Below are 17,870 nucleotides of genomic sequence, written 5' to 3'. Positions count from 1 at the left end.
AGGCGGCAATTAAGAAAGCTATTTTACGCATCTGGTTTTATTGAGATCAAAATTTTGAAAAAAGATTTAAAAAAACGCCTAAGAATTCAGGGATTTTTTTTAAACTTTCCACTTCTACCTAATGGTTTATTAGAAACAAATATAATGCATGAAAGAGTTAAAGGTAAAGTTTTTCGCCAACCAGCTAGCTAAAATATTTGCAATTATTTCGTTAATTCTTCTTGCTCTGACTCCTGTCTTTGCGCAGGAATACCCGACTGTAAAAGCTCAAAAAGGTGATGGGATCTTTTCCATCTTAAAACGGAACGGATTATCACCAGGGGAATACCTGAATGAGTTTATTGTCTTGAACAAGGAGAAAATTGGTAAAAATAATGCCGTTTATGCTGGGCAAACATACCGGTTGCCGGTTGTCAAAGGAACTGGTAGTCCGGCACAAAAAACATCGAAAGAACAGGTTAAACAAGCATCTTCTTCCGGAGGGACAAGTTTGCGAAACGAGTTATATGGCAGTAAATATGAGAATTTCAAGTTGCTGGACAGTAGTTTGAAGGGAGCCATTTTTTATCTTGTTAGCGGACATGGAGGGCCCGATCCGGGAGCGATTGGACATTTAGGCAATAGCTTGCTGTGCGAAGATGAATATGCCTATGACGTTACGCTTCGGTTGTCGCGTGCGCTGGAAGAACGCGGGGCGAAAGTGTACATGGTTACGGTAGACAAAAATGACGGTATTCGGGATGACCGGATTTTGAAACCTGATAAGGATGAAGTGTGTTATCCGAATTTGACGATTCCGCGTAGCCAAACGACTCGCTTGCACCAGCGGAAAGATGCTGTCAATAAGTTGTACCTTAACCATAAGGGGCAATTTCAGCGCTTGGTCATTATTCATGTTGATTCGAGAAGTAAAGGAGAGAACATCGATGTGTTTTTCTATCATGATAAAAGGAGTAATACCGGAAAGAAACTGGCCTGGAACCTTCAATCAACTTTCAAGGAAAAATATGATCACCATCAACCCAACAGAGGCTACCACGGAACAGTATCTACCCGAAACCTCTATGTGCTGAAGTATTCGTACCCGGCAGCTGTATTTATCGAACTGGGGAACATTAATCACGGGCGGGATCAGCAACGGTTTATGATGGAGAATAATCGTCAGGCGTTGGCAAACTGGCTATGCGATGGCTTAATTAAAGACTACAAAAACAATCAATAATGAAACAGCTACCGGAAGACAAAAGCTTAATATTATTTGACGGCTATTGTCATTTGTGTAGCGGAGTAGTGCAGACGATTGTCAGGCACGATCGAAAGTTCCATTTCTTGTTTGCTCCTTTGAATAGTCCCCAAGGGAAAGAATGGCGCTCTTATCTTAAGATATCCGATTCGATTGATTCGATCATCTTAATAGAAGGGGAAAAGGCCTATGTTTTTGCGGATGCAGCTATGCGAGTTGCGTCGAAACTGGGAGGATTTTACGCGATATTTAAAGTTGGCTATTTCTTGCCAAAGAAATGGCGTGACGCCATTTACCGGTGGGTTGCCCGTCGCCGAACAGGCTGGTTTGGGCGCCGGGATTCTTGCTATTTGCCGAACGCTTCTGCTAAAGATCGTTTTTTATAACTCGAGTGGAATCTTTGGGACTGATTCTTCAAATTCTATAAGTCAAATTCTCCGCTTTCGCTTTGTTTGTATCGGGCGGCCAAATGACCAACAAGTTTGCTAATATGGGCTGTTGCTTGTTCTGTTCCTTTGCTGACTTCTTTATTTTGAAGCTTAAGTAGCATTACGCTGTATAAGGCTTGTAACGCAACCTGGATGTCGTGTGTGCTGACATCATTGCTTTTCATCCGGAACTCATCGAGTAAAGGTTTTGCAATCTGATACAAGGCTTTATATTGAGGATCGTTTGCCGACTGCAATAGTTGGAGGTGAAAACGGTTTACATCGTCTGTGATGTTCTGAATTGCCTGGACATGGCCTTTAGCAGTCACTTTTTCCTTTTGCATCATCAAAACCATATTCTTGTAGTATTGATAAATATCCAGGCGAGTGTTTTCATCAACTTTGAACTGGGAAACCAAAATATGACCGATCTTTTCCATATCGAAATTTAGCGCCCTTAATAAGTCTTCCAACTGCCAAATATAGATGATATACTCAGCGATGTTTGTTTTTCTTTTTTCCTGTGCAATCAGCATAAAATAGATTCTAAGGGTTAAATATTAATCCCGACAGTCCATGGGGATAAATTGCAGATTGGGCTATTTAAGATCGATTAATCCCAATCCGAATCAAAGTCGTAATCATCATCAGTAAAGAAGTCGTCCAAATCGCGACGTTCTTTTTTGGTTGGGCGTCCAGTACCTCGGTCGCGCTGTAAGTGTAACATGTGCTTTTGCATCTCCAGGATCTCCAATTCTTCTTTTGACGTTACATCTTTGACGTAATCGGAGGCAAGCTTGGCACCCACTCGTTTGCCGATTAGCCCAAGCACTTTAAAGCTGTAGGTAACCGGTGATTTCTTGATTTGAACAATGTCACCTTCCTTCAGTATGCGTGAAGGCTTAACCTGCACGTTACCAACGATGATACGACCTTTTTTGCAGGCCTCGGTTGCCTGGCTTCGGGTTTTAAACAAGCGAACAGCCCAAAGCCATTTGTCGATTCGGACTTGATTTTCCATTACTTGCGTTTATTGAATTCATTCATGGTTCGCGCGATACCAATCGTACCAAAACTTTTGATAATCTCGATACAGGTGTCCAGTTTCAACGGGAGATCCAATTCTTCATCTTTACTCCATTCGCCCAATACGTGATTGACCTGTTGGCCCCGGTGGAAATCGTCGCCGATACCAAAACGAAGGCGCGCATAGTCGTTTCTCGTCAGGCATTCCTGAATGCTTTTCAGTCCGTTATGGCCGGCATCACCACCTTTGGCGCGTAGGCGCAATGTTCCAAATGGAAGCGCTAAATCGTCGGTTAAAACCAGCAGGTTTTCAATCGGGATTTTTTCCTCTTTCATCCAATAATTCACTGCCTTGCCACTCAGGTTCATGAAAGTGGTGGGCTTCAGTAAAATAAATGTCCGGGCTTTGTATTTGAATTCTGCGACATAGCCGTAACGGCTGTCACTAAAAACAATATTGGACGCATCGGCTAGAGCGTCCAATATTTTAAACCCGATATTATGCCGGGTGTTTTCGTATTCTTTCCCCGGATTTCCTAATCCAGTTATCAGATATTTCATTAACTAAATTGTATCAGTTTAAAATTCAAATTGATACATCGCAGTCAGGCTGCGATTAAAGTCAGGTGAATTACTTTTTCTTTGCAGGTGCAGCGGCAGCTTTGTCAGCATTCATTGCAGCACGTGCAGCACGAGTAATCATGATGGTTACAACAGGAATTGATTTTGAGTTCAATATTTCCATTTTGTCAACATCAACCTGGCTAACTTTAATACTTTGTCCTAATTCCAGTTCGTCAATATTCAATTTAATGAAATCGGGAACGTCTTGTGCCAAAGCTTTCACTTTCAGACGACGCAGGTTCAATTTCATTTTACCACCGGCACGCATACCTTTTGCATAACCGTCAACTTTTACAGGAACTTCAATTTTAATTGGCTTAGTTTCGTCAATTTTCAAGAAGTCAACATGTAGAATTTGTTCATTAACAGAATGCCATTGAATATCTTGCATAATTGCTGAATATTCTGTTCCTGCAATCGTTAATTTGATCAGGTAAACATTCGGTGTGTAAACAATTTTGCGGAATTCTGCAGCCTCAGCATAGAAGTGAATTGGTTCTTCACCACCGTAAAGTACACAAGGAACTTTGCTTTCTGCTCTTAATTTTTTGGAATCTTTTTTGCCAATGGCTGCTCTTAATTCGCCATTAATTTCTACTGATTTCATCTTTTGAATCTTTAATTAATAATTATGGTACTCAGTCCTCCCTTTTCGGTGAAAGGGCAAACAGCATACATAACTGCATGTATGTGCGGAAAAAGCGGTGCAAAGATATAAAATTACTTGAAAAATAATGAACTGATCGATTCATTTTTGTAGACCCGCTTAATGGCTTCGCCAATCGCATCGGCTACCGAGATATATTTAATTTTTGACGATTCTCTTTTTGGTGGAATTGAATCGGTGAAATAAACTTCCTGAAGGGCTGAATTTTCAATACGTTCGTAAGCTGGTTCGGACAGAAGTCCGTGAGCTGCAAAGGCACGTACCGAGTTTGCTCCCTCTTTAATCATCAGACTGGCAGCCTTTGTAATTGTACCGGCCGTATCAATCAGGTCATCAACCAAAATCACGTCTTTATCGCGAACATCACCAATCAGGGTCATGCTATCAACAACATTGGCTTTTGCACGCGACTTGTGACAAATAACCATGTCAGTACCCAACATTTTAGCGTATGTATTGGCACGTTTAGTACCACCTACATCAGGTGATGCGATGACAACATCGCGTAAGCCCATTTTTTTAATGAAAGGGATGAAAAGAGCTGATGCAAACAAATGATCAACGGGAACATTAAAAAATCCTTGAATCTGATCAGCGTGCAAGTCCATCGTAATAATGCGATCAACTCCGGCTGCAGATAACAGATCGGCTACCAGTTTGGCGCCGATCGAAACACGCGGTTTGTCTTTCCGGTCTTGGCGGGCAAAACCGAAATAAGGTAAAACAGCAATGATTTTATACGCAGAAGCGCGTTTGGCTGCGTCAATCATCAACAATAATTCCATCAAGTTGTCGCTTGGCGGAAATGTTGACTGGACAATAAATACATGTGATCCGCGAATTGTTTCTTCGTAGCAAGGTTCAAACTCGCCGTCCGCAAAAACGGGGCAGCTTGATTTTCCAAGATCGACACCAACACTATCGCAAATTCTTGAAGTTAAATACGTTGTGGCTGTTCCTGTGAAGATCTTAAGGGGTTTTTTGGTTCCCATATTAACATTTTAAATTAAGTGCCTAGGAGATGGTCGCAAAGGTAAAAAAAACTTCAAATTATCATGAATAAATTGAGTTTCAAGTTTCTCTTTTTTGCCGATCTTAGGTGTGGAGCGATTAAGCGAAGCGAGTTTGTCTAATCAGAATTGTTCAGGTTTGGTTCTGTCTCAGCTATAAAACGGAGAATATCTTCCTTGCCCAGACCGGTTTCGGCGGAGCTTAGCAGAATGGGAGGCAGCTCCTCCCAGCTTTTTTTGAGGTGCTTTTTGTAGTTGGCCACATTGCTACTGACTTGATTTTTACTCAGTTTGTCGCTTTTTGTGAAAACCAGCACGAAGGGGATTTGTTTTTCTCCCAGCCACTCGATGAACTCCATGTCGATTTTTTGAGCTTCATGCCGGGCATCAATCAGAACAAACAAACAATAGAGATTTGGTCGATTGATGATGTAATCGGTGATGTATGCCTGGAATTTGTTTCGGTGACTTTTTGAAACTTTGGCATAACCATATCCGGGCAAATCGACTAAATACCAAGTTTCGTTGATGAGAAAATGGTTAATTAGTTGCGTTTTGCCCGGACGGGAAGAAGTTTTAGCCAGTTTTTTGTGATTGGTCAACATGTTGATCAAAGACGATTTTCCCACATTTGACCTTCCGATAAATGCAAATTCAGGCATGTCGGGTGACGGACATTTCTGCAGGCTGGTGTTGCTCATTAAAAAACGGGCTGTTTTAACTTCCATCATTCTATAAATGTACTTCTAATACTTTAACTTTTGGACTAATTGGCTTCAATTGATATTGGTGTACTGACGCAGGAACCAATATCGTTTCTCCCATTTTTACTTTTTCAGTGAAATCGGGCGTGCTGATTTCGTATTCACCTTCAACACATATATATATTACAAACGAATCGAGTTCATAGATGTCTTTCTTAATCGTAGCATCAAATTCCAGAATACCCGTGTTGAAATAATCGCACTTGACAACTTCAGTACGTTGGTTCTTCTCGGTCTTGTAATCTGTTTTGTAGCTGTCGTGATAGGTAAAGTCGATGGCATCAACAGCCAGCTCGGTATGCAGTTCACGTTCGTTTCCGTTAGCATCTTTGCGTTCGTAGTCGTAGATTCGGTAGGTAACATCTGATGTTTGCTGAATTTCGGCAACCATAATTCCTTTACCAATGGCGTGAACACGGCCTGCCGGCATGAAAAAAACATCGCCTGCATTGACTTCCACAAAGTTCAGGACGTCCATGATTTCTTTGTTCTCCAGCTTTTTCAAATAAGTTTCCTTATCTATTTTCTGGTTAAAACCGCAATTCAACTTGGCGCCTTGATCTGCTTGCAAAACGTACCACATCTCGGTTTTTCCGAATGCCTGGTGGCGTTTCTTCGACATCTCATCATTCGGATGAACCTGAATGGAAAGATCGTCGTTGGCATCGATAAATTTGATGAGCAGCGGAAATTCAACGCTGAATTTTTCGTAGACTTTTTCGCCAACCAGGTCGCCCATGTAAACTTCAATCAGCTCTTCCAGGTTGTTGCCGGCCAAAAAGCCGTTGCTAACTTCTGAGATGTTGCCATTAACACCGGACAACTCCCAACTTTCGCCACAATTAGGAAGATCTCCGAAATCTTTCCCTAGTGCTGTTTTCAATTTGTTTCCACCCCAAATTTTGTCGTAATACCGAGGGTGAAATTTAAGAGGATAAAGGTTCTGCATGGAATAGGTTATAAATAAATTAAAGATTAAAATTCGTAATCAACGGCAGCACGAAGTTCTGTGAATTCTTTGACTAATTCCAAAACTTTCAGGTGTTCGGGATGAACCCGGTATACATCCAGGTCGGCTTCGTTGTCGAAATGTGAAATCAGGCAAAGATCGTAAGACTTTGCGTCCAATTCATAGTTTGTGCCAACTTCGATGTATTTCAATTCTTCGATTTTATCTTTAAGCCCAAGTAGAGCAGTTTTCAGTTGATCCAGTTTTTCTTGTTTCTCGTTGGAAGGATAAGCTTTGAATTTAAAAAGCACAACGTGATTCAGCATGATCTTGTTTATATGAGTGGTTAAATATGGTGCGAATTTAATACTTTCAGCGCAAGCTGCCATAAAGCTGTTGAATCATTTCATGAATTCGAAATTCATGGTTTATATTTGCTTTAAAAAGATAATATGATCATCATCGGCATTGCAGGAGGCACAGGGTCAGGCAAAACAACAGTTGTCAATAAAATTGCCAGTCAGTTTTCGTCTGACGAGGTGGCCATTTTGTCTCAGGATTCTTACTACAAAGATAACAGACATTTAACCTTGGACGAGCGGAGGTTGCTGAATTTTGATCACCCTGAATCGATTGAGTTTAGTTTGTTGAATAAGCATCTGGAGCTTTTGAAAAACGGACAATCGATTGAAGAGCCCGAATATTCCTATTTGACATGTACCCGTTCGGAAAGAACGAAGACAATTTTCCCGAAACCGGTGGTGATCGTTGAAGGGATTCTTGTGCTTTGTAATTCGAGCCTCCGGAAATTGATGGATATTAAGGTGTTTGTTGATTGTGATTCGGATTTGCGCCTTTCGCGTGTGATTAGGCGCGACATTATTGAGCGGGGAAGAGATGTGCAGGAAACTTTGCAACGTTATGAAGACACCGTCCGCCCAAGTCACCTGCAGTTTATAGAACCTACGAAACGCTTTGCCGATATCATTATCCCGGAAGGTGGCGACAATGAGGTGGCTATTCGTATTTTGACCAATTTTATCAAACAAATACTTTAAAAATGCTTTACAACCTGAATATTGAAGACGTCCTTTTTCTGGATATTGAAACGGTCCCTCAATACCCCGCTTTTAAAGAAGTGCCGGAAAATTTTCAAAAATTGTGGGAGCGTAAGTCAGCCTATTTTCAAAACGAGGAACAATCAGCTGCTGATGTTTATGAGCGCGCAGGAATTTACGCTGAGTTTGGCCGGATTGTTTGTATCTCTGCCGGTTTTGTCGTTCAAAAAGGAGGAGAACGTTTCTTTCGGGTAAAATCGTTTTACGATGATGATGAAAAGAAACTTTTGTCCGGTTTCAATAACATGCTGGACAAATTCACTTCGCACACATCAAAATGTATTTGTGCTCACAACGGGCAGGAGTTCGATTATCCCTACATCGCCCGTCGATCGTTAATCAACGGCCTCCGGCTGCCCCGGATTTTGAATATTGCCGGAATGAAACCCTGGGATGTGAAGGATAAACTGCTTGATACGTTGCAGCTTTGGAAGTTTGGCGATTACAAGAACTACACTTCAATAGGTGTTTTGTGTGCCGCTTTTAATATCCCGACTCCCAAAGATGATATCGACGGAAGCCAGGTTGCTTCGGTTTACTATGAAGAGAATGACGTGGATCGGATTATTCGATATTGCGAAAAAGATACACTGGCCGTTGCTAATTTATTGCTCCGCTACAAAGGCGAAGAAATCATTCAGATGGACAATATGGAGTTTGTGCCTTAAAACAAGCTAACTCCATCTATGAATTACTCCGAAAGTGGGGATTTGTTTGAACTGATTTATGCAGCGGTTGGTGTTTCCATCTTTGCAAGGTTGGTGATTTGACGGTTAGCCAGCTCTAAAGTTGTCGAAAGCTTAAAACTTCATGGCTCGGTCCATGTCGCGGTTGGCATCTTTTTGCTTCAGGCTTTCCCGCTTGTCGTGCAGCTTTTTACCTTTTGCCAGTCCAATTTCTAATTTTGCCAGTCCTTTGTCGTTTACAAAAAGCTTCAATGGGACAATGGTTAAACCGCTTTCTTTCATTTTCTTCTGCAGTTTTTCCAGTTCTTTTTTATTGAGCAATAACTTTCGGTCGCGGCGTGCCTCGTGGTTGTTGATATTCCCGAAATCATATTCCGAGATATTCATATTGACCACATACAACTCCGTTTTAGTGAATCGGCAATAGGCTTCAACGATGCTGGCTTTACTGTTTCGAATCGACTTAATTTCCGTTCCAACCAGTTGAATGCCGGCTACAAACTTTTCGAGAATTTCGTACTCGAAATAAGCCCGCTTGTTTTTAATATTGATATTGACCGATTTATGCGCCATATGGGAAAAGTACCTGAAAGAGTTTCCAACTGATTGCGTTTATGGTGCCAAAAATAAGCACAATAAGTAGAATTGAAAGAATAATAAAGCGAGATTGATTTTCTTTTGGTATTTCGAGACAAGTTTGAGAGCCGACGATGAAAAGATAAAAGCCATACAGACCAACAATTCCAAGCACATAAAGGCCGGGGAAAAGTCCGGTGATAACCGACGCGATTAAAAACGGAAGCAGCGAGTAAGACAATACGTTATATAACGCAATTTTATTATCGGTACCTTTAAAGTTTTGGAGTAATCGGAATAAAATAATAGCCGAAACGAAGTATTGCAGGAAATAACTGACGACCTCCCGCAGAGCCTTGATGCTGGAATAGGACCACAGTATTTCGTCGTTCCACCATATTTCGCCTAAGAGGACGGCCAAACCGGCCAAAATGACCAACGGAAGAAAAAAGGTTCCGATGACCAGTTGCTTGAATCCTCCCACTAGTTTTTCCTTCCAAAATGTTTTTGGTTCGTGAAGAAGTGCCCAGGATTCCTGGAGTAGCCAATTGAATTGTGCTTTAAAGTCCATATTTCTTTTATTTGCGTTACAAAAATACATTATTTTGTAAATCTCAAAATCTGTTTCTATGCCGGATTCAAAATATCAAATGCTGACAATTCTGGGGCCAACGGCTTCGGGGAAAACAACGGTGGCTACTCATGCCGCGCAAATGCTTGATGGGGAGGTGATTTCAGCAGACTCAAGACAAGTGTACCGTGGTATGGATCTTGGAACCGGGAAAGATTTAGTAGATTATATAATTGATGGAAAACCAATTCCATATCATCTGATTGATATTGTTGACGCTGGATATGAATATAACGTGTTCGAATACCAGAATGATTTTCTGAAAGCTTATGAGGAAGTTCTGTCTCACGGTAAATTCCCGGTTTTATGCGGCGGCAGTGGGTTGTATTTGGAGTCGGTCCTTAAAAATTACAAGCTGATTCAGGTTCCGTTGAATGACGAATTGCGGCAACGTCTGGCTGACAAAAAACTGGATGAGTTGACTGAAATTTTGAAAACTTACAAGCCCGACTTGCACAATGTTACCGATATTGTCAATGAAAAAAGAGCTATCCGGGCGATTGAAATTGAAGACTACCTGGTAAGCCACCCCGAAGTAGACCGGAGCATGCCGGATATTAATAGCTTGGTTGTTGGTGTTAAGTATGATCGTTTAAGCCGACGGAAACGAATCACTGAGCGTTTAAAACAGCGCTTGGATGAGGGCATGCTGGATGAAGTGCAACTGCTATTGGATAAAGGATTGAATCCGGAACAGTTGACGTATTATGGTTTGGAATACAAGCACCTCACGCTGCATCTTACCGGTGAGTTGTCTTTCGATGAAATGTTCCGAGGTCTGGAAACGGCAATCCATCAGTTTGCCAAACGGCAGATGACTTGGTTTAGGCGCATGGAGCGGCAGGGGACAAAAATCCATTGGCTGGACGGCTATATGCCTTTGTCGGAGAAACTGGAGCAGATTAATTTGTGGCTGGGCCGTTAATTATTTCCTGCGCCAGTCAATTTCAAAGGTGCTTAGCTCGGCGGCATCACTTTCGCGGACAATAGCCGATTGGAACCGACTGTTGCTAATGGTATTTTTTGTTACAGCCAAAGCATCTCCGGGCAATCCTTCTTTTAAATAATTGACTTCGATTGTTGCCGGTTCGTATGCATTTTGGAAATCAATTCCGTACTCGTCCAGTACCCGCTCCAAAGCTTTGACACTGTTGAAATGATGATTCACATCGATGTCGCTAAAAACAATCGGTTCGAATGAAAGGCTCTCTTCCGATTTTTTGAATCGCAAACGTTTGGGCTCGCGGCAAACCCCCTGTTCGCTAAAACGGGGAAAAGTTTCCTTGTGGTTTCTCAGCATAACAATCTTTTTACTTTCAGTGTCCAAAATCAACCAGGCTGTGTTTCCCGTCAAGATGACTTCTCCCGCTTCATTTTCGAGAATAAATTCACGGTAGGCGTACATCCCGTCGGTTCCGGCCGACCAGGTATTCAGCTTAATTTTGTCCTGCCATTTGGGGAGCTTGTTTATTTCGACGTACATGCGCGAGAGCACCCAAAACATGTTGTTCTTTTGTAATAAATCGTACCCCCAATCTAAGGTTTGGGCATGTGCCCAAGCAGCTTCAAGCATAAAATTGAAGATCGAGGGCACTGTGGCCTCTGCAAAATGGTTTGTTTGGAAGGACTGAATTTGGATTGTCTCCGTATATTTTTCCATATGGGGGTGATTTTTAAACTGAAATAAACCAGATCAATAGGATTTGATATATTCCAGAGTGCTTTTGCAGCAGAATCTGATAAAAATAAATAAGCTTGTTGATCTTAAACTTTTGCACAAAATTATTGTTCAGCTTTGAAAATAACGAAGCAATAACCATTTTTGTGCAAATTTTTATCAATGAGTGATATTATTATTAAAACGGAAGAACAGATCGAAGGTATTCGTAGGAGTAGTCAATTGGCTGGTAACGCCTTAGTTATGATTGGCGAGTATGTTAAAGAAGGGGTGGATACTGAATATCTTGATAATCTTATCCATGAATTTATTCAGGACAATGGTGCAATTTCAGCAACATTGGGGTACAATGGGTATCCAAAATCGTCCTGCATATCACTCAATGAGGTTGTTTGTCACGGAATTCCAAGCAAAAATACGGTTTTGAAATCGGGTGATATCTTGAATATCGACATCACAACAATCCTGAACGGTTATTATGGTGACACCAGCAAAATGTATACTGTTGGAGATATTTCCCGTACCGCTCAGAATATTATCGAAGTGGCGAAACATTCACTGGATTTGGGAATCCAGCAGGTTCGTCCAGGTAATCATTTCGGGAATATCGGTTTTGTAATCGGACGTTATGCCAAAGCTCAGAAATTTAGTGTTGTATACGAGTTTTGTGGCCATGGTGTCGGGATTGATTTTCATGAATCACCTCAAGTCGATCATATTGCACGCCGCAATTCCGGGCCAATCATGCAACCGGGTATGACTTTCACGATTGAGCCAATGATTAATGAAGGAAGAGCAAGCACACGTGTCGATAAATTCGATGGCTGGACTGCGCGCACCAGCGACGGAAAGTTGTCTGCGCAATTTGAACATACCATCCTTGTTACTTCTGATGGATACGAGGTGTTAACGGATGTTTCGGGCGAGTATTAATCTCATCTTTCAATACTTTCCAATTGTATGTTGTGGTAAATGGCGTATTTTAGCGATTCAATAAGACAGTGTAGTGAAACAATTGAAAAGTTATCTTGGGCGTTTGGCAACCAGTTCAGACCTAAATTCTTATCCCGATTTTGAGGATAAGAAGAAGTGTATTTTATTGCTGTTTTTCTCGCATCTGTTCCTCATCCTCATGGTGGGATTCATTATCTACAACGGTATCAATGGCGATTACTCTTTTCTGATTGCCAATTCTTTAGCCTTATTAGTGGGAGGTGTCCTGTATTATTTATTCAGGGAAAAGAAAATGCTCCGGTTTGTGACCATGTTTTTCGTGGTTGTAATCATGTTGCTGACGACCTTTTTTATTCAAACCGGAGGAATAGACCGAACGGGACTTTATTTTGCGGCCCTGATTCCCTTACCTGCTATTTTGCTCGTGGGGAAAAGAAACGGCTTGATTTTGTTGATGATATTTGTATTGGTTAATTTTTTGGGAATCATTTTGTTTAAAGACTATGATTGGTATCCCAATTACGATTTAGGCAAAGGGATACGGTTGGGAATTGTTTTCTTTCTGATTTCAATTATGGCCTATTCCAATGAGTTTGTATTCGAATATCTTTATCTACGTATCAAGAAGCTGTCTGATTCTTTAATCCATAGCCAGCAGAGCTACAAAAACCTGGCAGTAAATAAAGAGCATTTTGTATCGTTAATTTCAAATAACCTGAGCGATCATCTGGGCAGTTTTGCAGGTATCGCCAGTCTTTTGAATGACGAGTATGATAATTTGAAGGAAGACCAGAAAAGGGAGTTGATTCGGAGCCTGGCCAATTTTTCTGAGCAAAATTATCGGCTCATGCACGACCTGATGAAGTGGTCGACTGCTCAAACCGGAACGATTTCTTATGAGCCTCAGCCGCTGAAGCTGGAGAAAGTTTACCGCGATGTTATTGATCTTTTCAACCCGTTGATTGAAGAAAAGAAGCTTTCTTTCTTTTTGAAAATGAAAAGTAACTCTGAAATTTTTGCTGATGCAGATATGGCCGGTGCTATTTTGCGGATTTTAGTTTCCAATGCGATCAAATTCTCAAAAGCTGAAGGCGAAGTTCGTATTTCAGCAGAAGAAGTAGTAGACAACATGCGAATCACTGTTTCTGATAATGGTGTTGGCATGTCTGAAGAAAATCTGATGCGGGTGAACTCATCGGTTGCTTTTTCAACTCCGGGAACCCTGGATGAACCGGGAACCGGTATCGGGCTGATTTTAGCAAAAGAGTTTCTACAAAAAAACGGCGGGAGTTTGCACGCTGAAAGTACACTGGGGCTGGGAACTGAAATTTCCTTTACCCTGCCACTAGTCGATTAGTGCAGTCCGCGAGGCTGATGAAGAGCATCTTTTTTCGTTCAACTTTCAGAAACATTTGTACCATCATAGGCTTTCCAATGCATTATCTTTGTTTTTAAAGAAAGAACAATGTCGTTGGTAATTGAAGAGAAAGATCTTGAAAAGTTTATCATGGTGGGCGATCGCGTATTGATCAAGCCTAAGAGTCCCGTGAGCAAAACTCAATCCGGATTATATTTGCCGCCTACGGTTCAGGAGAATGAAAAAGTACACAGCGGGTATATCGTAAAAGTTGGGCCGGGCTATCCTATTCCGGCAATGACAGATGAAGATGAACCATGGAAAGATAAGGGGGAAGAAGTAAAATATGTTCCCTTGCAGGCCCATGTTGGCGATTTAGCGATTTATTTGTCTAAAAGTGGTTTCGAAATTGAGTTCAATAAAGAGAAGTACATTATTTTGCCACATGCGGCAATCTTGATGATTATTCGCGATGAAGAGCTATTCAAATAGTTACAAATTATAGGTTCGAAGGGTGAAAAAGAAAGACCCAGGTTACAGATTGCTGGCATACATGCAATTTTGCTTTCAAATTAAAAGAATGGTCGATTGCGTTGAAGTTTTTTTAATATCTTTCGCCCTGAAATAAAGTTACGAAGAACAAACAAATATATAGTCTATAAATTTCTGATAATGAATCCACAAGCTGAAGAGTTAAACAAAGTCATTCGTGAAAAAAGTCCGGTGGTGTTTGAATTACTTTCGGAACGGGGAAAGAATATCTTCTTCCCTAAAAAAGGTATCCTTGGCCAAACAGCTGATGCCAAAGGAACACGGATTAATGCGACCATTGGCGCCGCGGTAGAAGATAATGGTTCGCCGATGCGCTTGGAAAGCCTTGAAAATAAGGTAAATATTGATCCGTCACTTGTTTTTCCTTATGCTCCGAGTTTCGGCCGCCCCGATATTCGTGCCCGTTGGAAAAGCATGATTTACGATAAGAATCCAAGACTTGCCGATAAGGTCATCAGCTTGCCTGTTGTGACTAATGCATTAACTCACGGCGTAAGTATGGCTGGTTATTTGTTTGCTAATGAAGGCGAGAAGATCATTGTGCCTGATTTGTTTTGGGGAAACTATAACCTGATTTTGAATCACGCTTATGGTGCAGAATTGCAGAAATATAAATTGTTCGAGGGAGATAAACTTGATTTGGAGGCTTTCAAGTCGAGTCTCGAAGTCGATGGTATCGGTAAGAAAATGGTTATTTTGAATTTCCCGAACAACCCAACTGGTTATTCACCAACCATTGCTGAAGCGAAGCAAATAGCACAGATTATTAAAGATTCAGCAGAACAAGGAAATAAGATCGTAGTTTTTTGCGACGATGCTTATTTCGGTTTGGTTTATGAAGAAGGCATTGAATTACAAAGTATTTTCACCTACTTAGCTGATTTGCACGAAAATGTACTGGCGGTGAAAATTGATGGCCCGACCAAAGAAGATTACGTGTGGGGCTTCCGTGTTGGTTTTGTATCGTACGGCGTGAAAGGTGGCGATGCCGAACTATATACTGCTTTGGAAGCTAAGACTGCCGGAGCAGTGCGGGGCAACATTTCAAATTCAGCCAATATTTCTCAATCCTTACTGCTGTCTGCTTTTGAAGATCCTTCTTACAAAGCACAAAAAGCACAGAAGTATGCGATCATGAAGCAACGCTACGACGCGGTTAAAGTAGCCTTGAATGATGAAAAATACCAGGCTTGTTTTACCGCTCTTCCCTATAATTCCGGATATTTCATGTGTGTGAAACTGGCCGACGGTCTGGATGGAGAAACCATTCGTAAAATTCTGATTGAAAAATACAGTATTGGTATTATCAACTTGAACAACGTTATTCGTGTCGCTTTCTCCGCGATGGCTGCTTCAGATGCCAAGGAGTTGTTCGAGGGGATCTACAACGCTTGTATCGATTCGAAAAACTAAGCAATCTGCTTTAGAAGATATAACAAAGCTGCTTTCCGAAAGGGGAGCAGCTTTTATTATAATCGCTGCAACTGGTAAACCATGAAAAACAGAAAAATGCCTACCGGTACCAAAATCAAATTAGGGATTTTTCGTGCCGACGATTTTAGGTAGTTCAGTACTAAGCCAATGACGGCAACAACGCCAAGAATTGACAACCCTAAAAAGAAAGTTAAGGCACGAGCCTCTGCGGGCGCTGAAATTCCATCACCGACTTCAGGCACGGTAATTATACCACTATTCATCACCCAAACAGCAAATAGTGCTAACGCTACGAACAGTCCTTGGCCGGTCAGTTGGAGCCATTTTTTTCGATCAATCCACGAATAGATAATCAGAGAAAGAGCTAAAAACAGAATCCATTGCGCACTGGTCGTTATTCCTAAAAATATTTGTCTGTCCATTTTCTTTGGTTTTCGACAAATGTGTTAATTTTTTGGTAAAGTAAAAAATAGATTCAGCTGGGCGCTTTTGTGTATTTTTGTCTTTCAATTTAAAATTTTCAACAGATGATGATAGATATTGATCCGAAAGCCAAGGGGCTGATTTTTGATTTGGATGGAACGATTTCGGATACGATGCCGATTCACTACATTGCATGGCGGAATGCAGCTGCGCGTTACGGCATCGATTTCACGGTTGAGCTTTTTGATCAGTTGGCTGGTATTCCGTTGTACCCAACTGTGGAGAAACTCAATGAGCTTTTCAATAAAAATATTGACCCACGTGAAATGGGCGATGCAAAAGAGGAAGAGTATGAAAATAGCATGCACTTAGCAAAGCCGGTGGAGCCTGTTGTTGAGGTAATCAAAAAATATCACGGTAAATTGCCCATGTCGGTCGGCACAGGTGGCTTAAAGCGTCTGGCGAAAAAATCACTCGAGTTGATTGCTTTGGATGAATATTTCGATATTGTTGTGGCCTACGAGGATGTGGCAAATTATAAACCACACCCGGAAACATTTTTGCGTTGTGCCGAGTTTATGGGAGTAGATCCGGCTGAATGTTTGGTTTTTGAAGATGGAATTTTGGGGATTCAGGCTGCCAAAACAGCGGGCATGATGGTAGTGGACGTGACTAAATACTACGAAGTAACTACCGGTAAATAATAGTTCGATATGTATAAAAATTGGCTTGTTCTGATCGTTGTTTTGTTTTTTGTTTCTTGTCAGAGCGGGAAAGAGTTTCGGCATTTGACGGTTGTTAGTTATAATGTGGAAAATTTGTTCGATACAATAGATGACCCGCATACAAGAGATAATGAATTTTTACCCGAAGGCGATAAAAAATGGACGAGTGAACGTTATGAGAAGAAGCTGAATGATATAGCCCGTGTGCTGACGGCTATTAATCCGGATGATTTGCCAGAAATTATTGGGTTGACTGAAGTTGAGAACAGGCAGGTTTTGGACGATTTGGTAAATACAGATGCAATGGTGCCGGGAGACTATCAGATTGTGCACCAGGACAGCCCCGACAAACGAGGAATTGATGTTGCTTTATTGTATCGCCCGGTCGAGTTTAATTTTATTTCCTTTGAGGCAATTCCGGTTGACCCGGGATTTGCAACACGTGATATTTTGCATGTGCATGGGACGTTTAAAAAGGAAGATTTCCACTTTTTTGTGAATCACTGGCCGTCGCGGATTGGAGGCTTGGAGAAATCGGAGCCCAACCGGTTGGTGGTAGCCGAAACCTTGAAAGCGAAAGTTGACGAGGTTTTGGCCGATGATCCCGATGCTCACATTGTAATAATCGGCGATATGAATGATGAACCGCAGAATAAAAGTCTGAAAGAAGTGCTTGGCGCTGGGATCCCCGACAGTGACTTGGCTCTGGTTAATCTGATGATGCCTTTGGCTCTGGAGAAAAAGGGAACTTATAACTATCGGGGCAATTGGAATATGTTGGATAATCTCGTGGTTTCATCGAATCTGCTGGATAAAAAGGGCTTTCAGGTGAGTCCTGCAACCGGGTACATTTTTCGCGAGGCCTGGATGGAATACACTAATAAAGAACAGGAAGTTTCTCCGAACCGGACATATGGTGGCCCCAACTACTATGGTGGTGTGTCCGATCATTTCCCGGTTTATTTTGAAATGAAGAAATAAAGCGTTTCAGGTTGCATGCGATTCAAACCTGGAATTTGAAATTG

General features: G+C 41.5%; 23 protein-coding genes. 11 read left to right on the top strand and 12 right to left on the bottom strand.

What is annotated here, in order from left to right:
* Positions 1-148: 148 nt before the first annotated feature.
* Both GJV22_RS01870 and GJV22_RS01865 read left to right on the top strand, forming a co-directional pair.
* Entirely contained in the window at positions 149-1,222 is a 1,074-nt protein-coding gene (locus GJV22_RS01870) for an N-acetylmuramoyl-L-alanine amidase family protein (protein WP_163707873.1), read from the top strand.
* Positions 1,222-1,629, top strand: coding sequence for a thiol-disulfide oxidoreductase DCC family protein (locus GJV22_RS01865; protein WP_163707870.1), 408 nt, complete (start codon positions 1,222-1,224; stop codon positions 1,627-1,629). The genes GJV22_RS01870 and GJV22_RS01865 overlap by 1 nt, the downstream gene beginning before the upstream one ends.
* A gap of 35 nt (positions 1,630-1,664) precedes the next feature.
* Here the strand turns inward: GJV22_RS01865 and GJV22_RS01860 are convergent, their stop codons facing one another.
* The 8 genes from GJV22_RS01860 to GJV22_RS01825 form a co-directional block, all read right to left on the bottom strand.
* Positions 1,665-2,207: a DUF4924 family protein gene (locus tag GJV22_RS01860; RefSeq protein WP_163707866.1), complete on the bottom strand. Its 543-nt coding sequence runs from the start codon at positions 2,205-2,207 to the stop codon at positions 1,665-1,667.
* A gap of 77 nt (positions 2,208-2,284) precedes the next feature.
* The gene (locus GJV22_RS01855) at positions 2,285-2,692 is read right to left on the bottom strand and encodes an RNA-binding S4 domain-containing protein (protein ID WP_163707863.1); all 408 of its coding nucleotides are present in this window, start codon (positions 2,690-2,692) and stop codon (positions 2,285-2,287) included.
* Complete coding sequence (gene pth / locus GJV22_RS01850; RefSeq protein ID WP_163707860.1) at positions 2,692-3,258, bottom strand: aminoacyl-tRNA hydrolase; 567 nt, start codon at positions 3,256-3,258, stop codon at positions 2,692-2,694. Before pth ends, GJV22_RS01855 begins: the two co-directional genes overlap by 1 nt.
* 70 nt (positions 3,259-3,328) lie before the next feature.
* Complete coding sequence (locus tag GJV22_RS01845; protein WP_163707857.1) at positions 3,329-3,928, bottom strand: 50S ribosomal protein L25/general stress protein Ctc; 600 nt, start codon at positions 3,926-3,928, stop codon at positions 3,329-3,331.
* Between the two features lie 113 nt (positions 3,929-4,041).
* Positions 4,042-4,980, bottom strand: a complete 939-nt coding sequence (locus tag GJV22_RS01840; RefSeq protein WP_163707854.1) for a ribose-phosphate pyrophosphokinase — start codon at positions 4,978-4,980, stop codon at positions 4,042-4,044.
* Between the two features lie 137 nt (positions 4,981-5,117).
* The gene (gene yihA / locus GJV22_RS01835) at positions 5,118-5,699 is read right to left on the bottom strand and encodes a ribosome biogenesis GTP-binding protein YihA/YsxC (protein ID WP_238480263.1); all 582 of its coding nucleotides are present in this window, start codon (positions 5,697-5,699) and stop codon (positions 5,118-5,120) included.
* Between the two features lie 31 nt (positions 5,700-5,730).
* Complete coding sequence (locus GJV22_RS01830) at positions 5,731-6,711, bottom strand: type I phosphomannose isomerase catalytic subunit (protein WP_163707845.1); 981 nt, start codon at positions 6,709-6,711, stop codon at positions 5,731-5,733.
* A gap of 26 nt (positions 6,712-6,737) precedes the next feature.
* The gene (locus GJV22_RS01825; RefSeq protein WP_163707842.1) at positions 6,738-7,037 is read right to left on the bottom strand and encodes a Dabb family protein; all 300 of its coding nucleotides are present in this window, start codon (positions 7,035-7,037) and stop codon (positions 6,738-6,740) included.
* Between the two features lie 126 nt (positions 7,038-7,163).
* Here GJV22_RS01825 and udk point away from each other — a divergent pair, with 126 nt between their 5' ends.
* Positions 7,164-7,769, top strand: coding sequence for a uridine kinase (gene udk, locus GJV22_RS01820; RefSeq protein WP_163707839.1), 606 nt, complete (start codon positions 7,164-7,166; stop codon positions 7,767-7,769).
* A 2-nt stretch (positions 7,770-7,771) separates the two neighbouring features.
* Positions 7,772-8,497 (top strand): ribonuclease H-like domain-containing protein, encoded by a 726-nt coding sequence (locus GJV22_RS01815; protein WP_163707836.1) that lies wholly within the window; start codon positions 7,772-7,774, stop codon positions 8,495-8,497.
* Positions 8,498-8,629: 132 nt separating this feature from the next.
* Here the strand turns inward: GJV22_RS01815 and smpB are convergent, their stop codons facing one another.
* Both smpB and GJV22_RS01805 read right to left on the bottom strand, forming a co-directional pair.
* Positions 8,630-9,088 (bottom strand): SsrA-binding protein SmpB, encoded by a 459-nt coding sequence (smpB, locus tag GJV22_RS01810; RefSeq protein ID WP_163707832.1) that lies wholly within the window; start codon positions 9,086-9,088, stop codon positions 8,630-8,632.
* A complete protein-coding gene (locus GJV22_RS01805; RefSeq protein ID WP_163707829.1) occupies positions 9,078-9,662 on the bottom strand; it encodes a YIP1 family protein in 585 nt (194 codons plus the stop codon). The genes smpB and GJV22_RS01805 overlap by 11 nt, the downstream gene beginning before the upstream one ends.
* A 58-nt stretch (positions 9,663-9,720) precedes the next feature.
* Here GJV22_RS01805 and miaA point away from each other — a divergent pair, with 58 nt between their 5' ends.
* A complete protein-coding gene (gene miaA, locus GJV22_RS01800) occupies positions 9,721-10,647 on the top strand; it encodes a tRNA (adenosine(37)-N6)-dimethylallyltransferase MiaA (RefSeq protein ID WP_163707827.1) in 927 nt (308 codons plus the stop codon).
* Here the strand turns inward: miaA and GJV22_RS01795 are convergent, their stop codons facing one another.
* Positions 10,648-11,382 (bottom strand): acyl-[acyl-carrier-protein] thioesterase, encoded by a 735-nt coding sequence (locus GJV22_RS01795; protein WP_163707824.1) that lies wholly within the window; start codon positions 11,380-11,382, stop codon positions 10,648-10,650. It abuts the gene before it with no gap.
* Between the two features lie 180 nt (positions 11,383-11,562).
* Between GJV22_RS01795 and map the strand changes: the two genes are divergently transcribed.
* The 4 genes from map (at position 11,563) to GJV22_RS01775 (ending at position 15,676) form a co-directional block, all read left to right on the top strand.
* Positions 11,563-12,333 (top strand): type I methionyl aminopeptidase, encoded by a 771-nt coding sequence (gene map / locus GJV22_RS01790; RefSeq protein WP_163707821.1) that lies wholly within the window; start codon positions 11,563-11,565, stop codon positions 12,331-12,333.
* 73 nt (positions 12,334-12,406) lie between these two features.
* Entirely contained in the window at positions 12,407-13,711 is a 1,305-nt protein-coding gene (locus GJV22_RS01785) for a sensor histidine kinase (protein ID WP_163707818.1), read from the top strand.
* 108 nt (positions 13,712-13,819) lie between these two features.
* Positions 13,820-14,203 carry a co-chaperone GroES gene (locus GJV22_RS01780; RefSeq protein ID WP_163707815.1) on the top strand — a complete coding sequence of 128 codons (384 nt, stop codon included), beginning with the start codon at positions 13,820-13,822 and terminating at the stop codon, positions 14,201-14,203.
* A 180-nt stretch (positions 14,204-14,383) separates the two neighbouring features.
* A complete protein-coding gene (locus GJV22_RS01775) occupies positions 14,384-15,676 on the top strand; it encodes an aminotransferase class I/II-fold pyridoxal phosphate-dependent enzyme (RefSeq protein WP_163707812.1) in 1,293 nt (430 codons plus the stop codon).
* Positions 15,677-15,732: 56 nt separating this feature from the next.
* Here the strand turns inward: GJV22_RS01775 and GJV22_RS01770 are convergent, their stop codons facing one another.
* Entirely contained in the window at positions 15,733-16,119 is a 387-nt protein-coding gene (locus tag GJV22_RS01770; RefSeq protein WP_163707807.1) for a hypothetical protein, read from the bottom strand.
* A 105-nt stretch (positions 16,120-16,224) separates the two neighbouring features.
* On the opposite strand from GJV22_RS01770, the gene GJV22_RS01765 reads away from it, so the two are divergent.
* Together GJV22_RS01765 and GJV22_RS01760 are read left to right on the top strand one after the other, a co-directional pair.
* Positions 16,225-16,824 (top strand): HAD family hydrolase, encoded by a 600-nt coding sequence (locus GJV22_RS01765; RefSeq protein WP_163707804.1) that lies wholly within the window; start codon positions 16,225-16,227, stop codon positions 16,822-16,824.
* Between the two features lie 9 nt (positions 16,825-16,833).
* A complete protein-coding gene (locus GJV22_RS01760) occupies positions 16,834-17,826 on the top strand; it encodes an endonuclease/exonuclease/phosphatase family protein (protein ID WP_163707800.1) in 993 nt (330 codons plus the stop codon).
* The last annotated feature ends 44 nt before the right edge of the window (positions 17,827-17,870 follow it).

The sequence above is a fragment of the Mangrovibacterium lignilyticum genome (assembly GCF_010882175.1).
Classification (GTDB): domain Bacteria; phylum Bacteroidota; class Bacteroidia; order Bacteroidales; family Prolixibacteraceae; genus Mangrovibacterium; species Mangrovibacterium lignilyticum.
This window is presented reverse-complemented; position numbering and strand designations above follow the sequence as displayed.